This is a genomic window from Sphingorhabdus sp., assembly GCF_046292425.1.
Lineage (GTDB): Bacteria > Pseudomonadota > Alphaproteobacteria > Sphingomonadales > Sphingomonadaceae > Sphingorhabdus_B.
In genome coordinates this window covers 49914-59157 of sequence record NZ_JBKBQV010000010.1, presented here as the reverse complement: position 1 = coordinate 59157, position 9244 = coordinate 49914, and the positions used below count along the sequence as shown (strand labels likewise).

7 protein-coding genes are annotated in these 9244 nt (G+C 54.2%); 6 read left to right on the top strand and 1 reads right to left on the bottom strand.

Annotated elements, in window-relative coordinates; translation table 11 throughout:
- Positions 1–27: 27 nt before the first annotated feature.
- From ACK4S7_RS03880 to ACK4S7_RS03870, 3 genes are read left to right on the top strand one after another with little or no spacing between them, the layout of a single operon-like run.
- Positions 28–2280, top strand: coding sequence for a type I secretion system permease/ATPase (locus tag ACK4S7_RS03880; RefSeq protein ID WP_409644657.1), 2253 nt, complete (start codon positions 28–30; stop codon positions 2278–2280).
- Entirely contained in the window at positions 2277–3347 is a 1071-nt protein-coding gene (locus ACK4S7_RS03875; RefSeq protein ID WP_409644654.1) for a cell wall hydrolase, read from the top strand. Before ACK4S7_RS03880 ends, ACK4S7_RS03875 begins: the two co-directional genes overlap by 4 nt.
- The gene (locus tag ACK4S7_RS03870; protein ID WP_409644653.1) at positions 3344–4603 is read left to right on the top strand and encodes an HlyD family type I secretion periplasmic adaptor subunit; all 1260 of its coding nucleotides are present in this window, start codon (positions 3344–3346) and stop codon (positions 4601–4603) included. Before ACK4S7_RS03875 ends, ACK4S7_RS03870 begins: the two co-directional genes overlap by 4 nt.
- On the opposite strand, the gene ACK4S7_RS03865 is transcribed toward ACK4S7_RS03870, so the two are convergent.
- Complete coding sequence (locus ACK4S7_RS03865; RefSeq protein WP_409644652.1) at positions 4569–5621, bottom strand: transglutaminase-like cysteine peptidase; 1053 nt, start codon at positions 5619–5621, stop codon at positions 4569–4571. The genes ACK4S7_RS03870 and ACK4S7_RS03865 overlap by 35 nt on opposite strands.
- A 263-nt stretch (positions 5622–5884) precedes the next feature.
- Between ACK4S7_RS03865 and thyA the strand changes: the two genes are divergently transcribed.
- The 3 genes from thyA (at position 5885) to ACK4S7_RS03850 (ending at position 9240) form a co-directional block, all read left to right on the top strand.
- On the top strand, positions 5885–6817 hold the full coding sequence (thyA, locus tag ACK4S7_RS03860; protein WP_409644651.1) for a thymidylate synthase: 933 nt from the start codon (positions 5885–5887) through the stop codon (positions 6815–6817).
- 102 nt (positions 6818–6919) lie between these two features.
- Positions 6920–8212: a thiamine pyrophosphate-dependent enzyme gene (locus ACK4S7_RS03855; protein ID WP_409644656.1), complete on the top strand. Its 1293-nt coding sequence runs from the start codon at positions 6920–6922 to the stop codon at positions 8210–8212.
- The gene (locus ACK4S7_RS03850; RefSeq protein ID WP_409644650.1) at positions 8212–9240 is read left to right on the top strand and encodes an alpha-ketoacid dehydrogenase subunit beta; all 1029 of its coding nucleotides are present in this window, start codon (positions 8212–8214) and stop codon (positions 9238–9240) included. Before ACK4S7_RS03855 ends, ACK4S7_RS03850 begins: the two co-directional genes overlap by 1 nt.
- Positions 9241–9244 lie beyond the last annotated feature (4 nt).

Below are 9244 nucleotides of genomic sequence, written 5' to 3'. Positions count from 1 at the left end.
AGGCCTCTGCACGGACACGCTTTGACTATGGTCCGCCAGCGCCAGCAGAATTGCAACGTAGACGCTCTTCACGTTGATCGCGGCGTTGGGCTTGGCCCAGTTTGGAGTACAAAGTTGTATAATCGTTTAGACAGTGATTTGGCTGACGCGGTGGCTGTTATCGGGAACATTTTACCCGATACGGTCGCCGCGGCGGTTAAAAGGCTCGCCCGAGAGAATGATCTTCCCGATCCGGAAAGCTTGTTTTTGACTTTGCCTAAGAATGGCAATGGGCAACTGCCTTTTCATCAGGCTGAACACGCGCTTGAACTGGCTGGTCTGTCCTGCGCACCCATACACGGCACGCGGTTACCCAAAAAGTCGGATCAGCTGCCTGCGTTAATCCGTCTCAACGATGATAGCGTCGGCATTGTCTACGAAGCGTCCAAGGACCAGGTCCTATTATGGAAGGCTGACGCTTCCGAGTTGGTTTGGACCAATTTGGAAGAAGTTGAAGCTGTCTATGTCGGGCAAGCGATTCACGTCGGCGGCGCTGCGGTCCGCCATCGCGGCTTGGACGAAGATGATGCGCCAAAAACATCACGCGATAACTGGTTTTGGTCAGAACTCATCAAATTGAAGCCGGAGTTTTATCCAGTCTTTGGTGCAGCATTCATCATCAACATATTGGCTTTTGCACTGCCGCTGTTTTCGATGAATGTGTATGATCGCATCATTCCAAACCGCGCTGTTTCAAGCCTTTGGGTATTGGCCATCGGCGTTTTGCTAGCCTTCGCTATTGATTTTGCATTGCGCATGGCGCGTTCGACGTTGCTCGATGAACTCGGCCGCAAGCTGGACCTGAAGTTGTCAGAAAAGATATTCGGCAAGCTAGTCAATATGCCACTTTCCAGCCGAAGTGGTGACACTGGCCGACTCGTCCGCCGGGTATCCGAATTCGAAATCGTACGTGATTTTTTTGCATCCACCACGGCTGTCCTGTTGGTTGATCTGTTGTTCCTCGTCGTTTTCGTTGGGTTGATCGCCGTTTTGGCCGGATGGCTGGCCATGGTGCCTGTTGTCATCATCCTCGTCATGTTTTTTGCAGGGCAGGTGTTGCAACGCAAAATGATTGCAGCAACGCTTGAAGCGCAAGCCGACGCCGGTTTGCAACATAGCCTATTGGTCGAAGCGATCAGCGGCGCTGAAACTCTGAAAGCTACAGCAGCCGAGGGCCGGGTAATCGGGCGCTGGCGCAATTTGGCTCGCACGAGCGCGCAGACTCAAGAGCGGCTTCGGCATTTGAATGCGACCGCGGTCACCTTGGCTAATGTGTGCCAGCAAGTGACCAGTATCGCGTTGGTCATTGGCGGCTTCTACATGTTCGATGCTGGCAAGATATCGATGGGCGCTATCATTGCCATCGTCATGCTTGCCGGGCGTTCACTTGCACCAGCAGGGCAGCTCGCGTTTCTGATGACGCGCGGGCGGCAGGCTTTGACTGTGCTGGACAGCTTGGGCGGGTTAATGGACAAAGAAGACGAGCGTTCATTTGGCAGCCGAAGCGTTGTTCCGACTGTGCGTGAAGGCCATATCAAGCTTGAAGACGTGAATTTTGCCTATCCCGATAGCAATCGTGAGGCACTTTCCGGGCTGAACCTTGAAATCAGGCCGGGCGAGAAAATTGCGATTATTGGCCGTGTGGCGTCGGGCAAGTCAACCTTGGGACGGCTACTTTGTGGACTATATTATCCTGATGCGGGTTCCGTACTGATTGATGGACTGGATAACCGCCAGTACCGCCCCATCAATCTGCGTTCCCAGCTTCGCTTTGTCGGGCAGGACGCCGAATTATTCAGCGGATCTATCAAGGACAATTTGTTAATGGGCGCTCCCAATGCCGATGATGAGGCATTGATTGAAGCGCTGCGCAGGGTAGGCGCAGACGAGTTTCTTGGTCGCGACGATGGCGGCTTTGACCGTGGGACAGGTGAACGGGGCCGAAATCTTTCCGGCGGTCAGCGCGGATTTTTGGTGCTTGCCCGCGCGCTGGCATCGCCGTCCAAACTATTGTTCCTTGATGAACCTACTGGCGCGATGGACATGCGAACCGAGACCAGCTTTGTCGAGCGGCTGAAAACCGCAACCTATCCGGGGCAGACGTTAATAGTTTCGACGCATCGTCATGCCGTGTTATCTTTATGCGACCGGCTTATAGTCATGGATCGCGGCAAAATAGTCGCTGATGGCCCGCGCGAAAAGATCATGGCGCAGGCCATGGCTAAAGGGGTTGCTGCATGATGCATGATCACCCCTCCAGTACCGCAGCGGTTGTTATCGGCGACGAAATGCCACCCCTGCATAACCAACCGGGCAAGAGCGGCCTCGGCAAGGTCGTGATCGCTCTAATCGGTATAAGTCTGACGGTCGCGGCATTGGTCACGGCGTTGGATTGGCAATCGGTTATTGAAAGTCTTTCACCCAATAAAGCTGTTGCAGTGTCAACGCCGGTACTTACACCAGAGCAGATTGCACTGACTGAAGCAACGCAGCAGGATCAGACTCAGGTTGCAGCAAAAGGCGAGGCCGCAGCAGCACTGAACGCCGCAATGCCGGTCGGCAACGGACCCATTGAAGCCGCGCAGCCATTCTATCTGACAGAAAATAATATGACCAACGCCGAAAAAGCGCTGCGCTGCATGACTCAAGCGGTATATTATGAAGCAGGCTTCGAGCCCATGGCGGGGCGCTATGCCGTGGCGCAGGTCATTCTTAACCGTATGCGTCATCCAGCGTTTCCAAAATCAGTGTGCGGTGTCATTTATCAGGGAAGCAGTAAGCCGGGTTGCCAATTCAGCTTTGCATGCGATGGTTCCTTACTCCGCGCGCCCAGCCCAAAGGCTTGGGCAGAAGCGCGGCAAGTGGCGGAACAAGTACTTGCCGGGACCGTGACGTCTGCAGTGGGCATGGCGACACATTACCATGCCAATTATGTCTCGCCTTATTGGGCACCCAAGCTCCACAAAATAACGCAGATGGGCGCGCATATCTTCTACAGATGGCCGGGCAACTGGGGCAGGCGGGTAGCATTTAACGGCGTGTATCGCGGGGGTGAATATATTCCAGCAACGTCAAGTCTCGCCAATATTAATGCGAGCACCGATTTCGTTACCGAGGCAGAACTTGGCGTTGATAGTGCTGCCCCTGTCGTCAAACATGTTTCGGACCGCAGGGCCGACAATGACGTGGGCGGTAGAATAGACACGACAAAAACATGGCGACTGACAATACCAATGGGCCCTGAAACCCGTGCAAAGGCTGACGTGCCTGCCAATATGCAAATATCCGCCCTGGAGGCGACCCAATGAAATTACGGACATGGTTCGCGCGATTAAATGCGAGCGAACGGATTATATTCTTTAGTGCAGTCGGACTGTCGCTTTTCATTCTTTGGGCCAGTCTGGCGCAAGTAGACGAAATAACGCGCGGGCAGGGACGCGTTATTCCGTCATCGAAGGTGCAGTTAGTTCAGGCCGCCGAACCTTCAACTATAGAAGCTATTCTAGTTCGGTCGGGTCAGACCGTGAAAAAGGGGCAGTTGCTGGTCCGTTTTGATGACACATCGTCATCCTCGGAACTGGGGCAATTGCAGGCTGAAACGGAGCGTCTGGCAGCTAGCGCTGCGCGTCTGAACCGGGAAACAGGCGGTGCGGACGGTTGCGTCGGCGAAAGCTGCATGGATGAGGCACGGTTGCAGGCGGCCCGGCAAGCTGCGCAGCGGAGCCGCGTGGGCGCTTTGTCTGCGGCGGTAGAACAACGTCGGCGTGACCTGGGAGAGGCGCAGGCAACAATTGCGTCGCTGGAATCGAGCCTGAAACTGGCACAAGACCAGGTAAATATGATCCGCCCGTTGGCGGAAAAGAACATTGTTCCGCAAACTGAGTTATTGTCTGCGCAGCGCGAGCTCGTCGATATTCGCGGTCGATTGGACGCGGCCCGGCAGGGGGCGTCGCGAGCCACTGCAGCCATCCGAGAGGCGCAGGCGCAGATGTCGGAATCGCAATTCCAGTATCGTCAGGATGCGCTCAATGAACGATCGCAAATCAATACCAAAATTGCCGTTAACGAGCAGACGATGCGCGGTGCCCAAGGACGACTTAGCCGCACCGAAATCCGCTCTCCCGTTGCGGGCGTGATTAATGACGTTCAGGTGACAACTGTCGGCGGATTTTTGAACGCGGGCCAAAAGATCATGCAGATCGTCCCAATGGGCGATAAATTGTTGATTGAAGCGCGTGTGACCCCTGGCGACATTGCTTTCATCAAGGTTGGTGACCGTGCAAATGTCAAAGTCACCGCGTATGACTTTTCTATCTATGGCGGATTGTCAGGAAAAGTTGCGCAGGTATCCGCCGACAGCATTTATGACGAGGTTGAACGGCAGGCCTACTTTACTGTCATCGTCGAAACTGACCGTGCATTTTTGCTGAAAGCCGGCAAACGCCTGCCGATAACGCCAGGCATGATTTGCGACGTCGAGATTATGACCGGACGCAAAAGCGTGCTGAGCTATTTGTTAAAACCTGTGATTAAAGCAAGGTCGGAAGCACTAACGGAGCGCTGAGCCATGCGACCGAAATCTCGGGTAGCTGAAGTTCTGCAGTAACAGTGGCCACCTCAGGCAATTGCCCGAATGCGGGTACGACCGTAGGCGGCAAAGATGCAAGACGCACAGTGGCTGGCTGAGGCACGCTATAGCCATGCACCCATTTGGCGTTCTGGCTAAATGACATGATAGGCCGATAGTCATTGGGGATACGGCCGTCCAGCAAGCGATCCGTAACATTGTCTAGCATCACCGAACCGTTATCCAGCTTCACGACTAGGACCGCATGGTCTGCGTTACGCACCAAATCACGCGCGATGATTAAACGCATGTCCGCGCGTGCGATGCCAAGTGCTGACAACATTTCCATCTTGGCAATGGCGAAATCCTCGCAATCGCCAATGCCCCGGCGCAGTGTTTCACTCGCTGGCGCCCAATAATCGGCTTGGCTGTAAACAGCCTGATCTTCACCGAATGCGATATTTCGGTTTACCCACCGGTTGACCATTTCCAGTTGCTGGAGTTTGTCAACGGAACCACGCGCGCCCGATGACGTCACCGCACGTTTGATGCGGCTGTTGTTCGGACGCATCTGGATTGATGCCCAATCGCGATCAAACGGTGTGCGCGTGACGGCGACGGACTGAGTGCCTAAAACGGCCTCTTTAAATGTCGCGGGTTGAATAAAGGCTGATCCGGCGAAATTTTCGCCAGCACGCGTACAATCCGACGTGGAGGGAAACATCTGCGTCGCGGCGGCCCCGCTGTTCATGCTGGACGCGATAGCCTGCCCAGGCGCTTGAATCGAGCGCATCTGATCCAGCTTGCTTGTTGCCCCGCCTAAAATTGCGCTGGCCTTTGTCGTCGTGAGCGGACCTGCACCCGGCTCGACACGTGTATTGATAGCAAGCGCCAACGAAAAAGCCCGATTATCAGGCAACGATACGCAAGCTTCCGATCCAATAGTCGCATTCTGAGTCTGAGCGATGGCACCTGTCGGCAGCACGATCGATGCTGCAGCAGTTGCAAATGCCATCGGAAGCATCGCAATACGAAGAACGTTTTGGCGCGCCTTGGGGCGCTTGGAGAGAGGAGCCGCATCCATCTGCTCTCTTTGCGCCCATACATACAGCCATCCCGTTTCCGACATTGGTTAACACGAAGGCTGACAAATTTAAGATTAATGAACGCGTAGCGCAGAAATTGTGAAGAGGCAGCGAGCAGCATTTTCGCAAATGTTTACCAACGTCCGGACATCCGCACGGTTGCAAAACTGCGTCGCTGCGCTTAGCGAAGGGCATGCACAACACGCAACATTATGAAGAGCAGTATCTGTCCTTGATGCGGCAGATATGGGAACGGGGGACGGTCCAGCGCGACCGGACAGGTGTTGGAACGAAAGCGCTTTTTGGAGCAAGCATGCGTTTTTCGCTGGCCGATGACGCAATACCGCTGTTGACGACCAAGCGCGTATACTGGAAAACAGCGGCGCGCGAAATGCTTTGGTTCCTCACTGGCAACACCAATATCCGTCCATTGCTTGAACAGAAAGTCAGGATCTGGACTGACTGGCCGTTGGATCGCTATCGTCGCGAAACGGGTGACACAATCTCGCAAGAAGATTTTGAACAGCGGATTGTCGACGATGCGACATTCGCAGAAAAATGGGGTGATCTTGGGCCGGTTTATGGCGCGCAGTGGGTAAATTGGCCGCGTTACGAGCCCGCTGGGAACGGTTTGTTCCACCGCGCAGAGAAGGGCATTGATCAGGTCAGCTTGCTTGTCGATAGCCTGAAGAACAATCCCGGATCGCGACGTCACATCATTGAGGGCTGGAACGTCGCCGAGTTGGACCAGATGGCACTGCCGCCATGCCATAAAACTTATCAGTTCCATGTCGCCGGTAATGTTTTGAGCTGCATCTTGTTTCAACGCTCTTGTGATCTTGGGCTTGGCTTTGCATTCAACGCATTTTCTGCGGCCTTGCTGACGCGGATGTTGGCGGCGGTATGTGGATACCAAGCAGGTGAGTTGATCTGGCAGGGTGGCGATGTGCATTTGTATCTCAACCATGCGCCTTTGGTTGAGGAGCAATTGTCCCGCGCTCCCTCTGGTAATCCTAAGCTAAAGCTTTTGCGGACGCCCGACAGCATATTTGACTTCGGCATCGAAGATTTCGAAGTGACCGATTATCACCCGCAAGCCCACATTTCTGCGCCTGTCGCGATATAAGCTCTTTTTAGGTCAGTGATATTGACCTAAAATCATGTTTGAAATATTATAACAAGCATGGATAACAAACTGCCTGAGTCGTTCAGGCGGTTCAGAGCGGAGATGGAGATGGTGCAAGCTAAGAAGGATAATCTCGCGCCGCTGCATCTGCATATTCCCGAACCGAAATTTCGTCCGGGTGATGTCGCCGATTTTAGCGACATCATTGTGCCTGAGGTTGACGCCTATCCGCGCCCAGACGAGCATGTAATGCCAGCAGACATTCACCCGTTAGCTTATGGCCTTGTCCGCGTTCTCGGCGATGACAGTCACGCATCGGGTAGCTGGAACCCAGGCCTTGATGCTGATACTCTGCGGGTAATGTTGCGCAAAATGCTGTTATTGCGTGCTTTCGATGACCGTATGTTCCGTGCCCAGCGTCAGGGCAAGACAAGCTTCTACATGAAATCCTTTGGCGAAGAGGCAACGTCGGTCGCGACAACGATGGCGCTGCATTCGGATGACATGTGTTTCCCAAGCTATCGACAGCAGGGGATATTGATTACACGCGACTATCCGCTGGTTGATATGATGAACCAGATTTATTCGAACCGCGGCGACCATTTGAAGGGCCGCCAATTGCCAGTCATGTATTCGGCCAAAGAATATGGGTTTTTCAGCGTTTCTGGGAATCTCACGACGCAATATCCGCAAGCTGTTGGCTGGGCTATGGCATCGGCATCGCGTGCGGACACGCGTATTTCAGCAGTTTGGTGTGGTGACGGTTCAACGGCCGAAGGTGATTTTCACAGCGCCTTGACCTTTGCCGCTGTTTACAACGCACCCGTCATTTTTCAGGTTGTGAATAACCAATGGGCAATCTCGTCATTCTCCGGTTTTGCGGGCAGCGAACGAACGACATTTGCGGCGCGTGCTATCGGCTATGGCATCGCTGGCCTTCGCGTTGACGGAAATGATGCGCTAGCCGTTTACGCGGCGATGCAATGGGCAGCAAACCGTGCGCGGACAAATGGCGGGCCGACGCTAATCGAATATTTCACCTATCGCGGCGAGGGACATTCTACGTCAGATGACCCCGGCGCTTATCGTGCGGCAGAGGAATATGCATTGTGGCCGCTGGGCGACCCGGTGACGCGTTTGAAAGATCACCTGATTGCCATTGGCGCGTGGAGCGATGCGCAGCAGGATGCGCTCATTGTTGAATTGTCCGACTATGTGAAGGTCGTTCAAAAAGAGGCCGAACAAAATGGTATCTTGGGTCATGGGCTCCACCATCCGTTCGAAACGATGTTCGAAGATGTCTTCGAAGAGATGCCTTGGCATTTGAAAGAGCAATGCGCGCAAATGCTCGAAGAGCAAGAGGACAAATTTGGTCCTGATTGGGAGGCACGTTAATGTCAGAGCCTGCCACAAAAACGATGAACATGATCGAGGCGATTAACAGCGCGCTTGATGTCATGCTCGCCAAAGACCCCGAAGTCGTCATCATGGGTGAAGACGTCGGCTATTTCGGCGGTGTGTTCCGCGCGACCGCTGGCTTGCAGAAAAAGCATGGCAAAACCCGGGTGTTCGATACACCGATTAGCGAATGCGGCATCATTGGCGTCGGTGTTGGCATGGCGGCTTATGGTCTGCGTCCGGTGCCGGAGATCCAGTTTGCCGATTATATCTATCCCGGCTTGGATCAGTTGGTGAGCGAGGCAGCGCGCTTGCGTTACCGTTCGGCCAATGACTTTATTTGTCCTATGACCGTACGCTCGCCATTTGGAGGCGGCATCTTCGGTGGGCAGACGCATAGCCAGAGCCCAGAGAGCATGTTCACGCATATTTGCGGAATCAAGACTGTCATTCCGGCGACGCCCTATGACGCCAAGGGCCTTTTGATTGCAGCGATTGAAGATAATGACCCCGTCGTCTTTTTCGAGCCCAAACGCATTTATAATGGTCCTTTTACCGGCTATTATGACCGCCCCGTTGAACCATGGTCAAAGCATGAAGGCAGCGATGTTCCAGAAGGCTATTATCGTATCGACTTAGGCAAGGCCTCTGTCGTGCGTGAAGGCGAAACGGTCACCGTTTTGACCTATGGCACCATGGTTCACGTCGTGAAAGCAGTCGTGGCGGAACATGGAATAGACGCAGAAATCATCGACCTGCGGACTTTGTTACCGCTCGACATCGAGACCATTGAAGCGTCAGTGAAAAAAACAGGCCGCTGCATGGTGGTGCACGAGGCAACGCGGACCAGCGGCTTTGGCGCGGAATTGGCGGCACAGGTGCAGGAACGCTGCTTCTACCATCTCGAAGCACCCGTAGAGCGCGTCACCGGATTTGACACGCCATACCCACACAGCCTTGAATGGGCCTATTTCCCCGGACCTGTGCGCCTTGCCCGCGCCTTTGACAAGATCATGAAGGACTGACGCG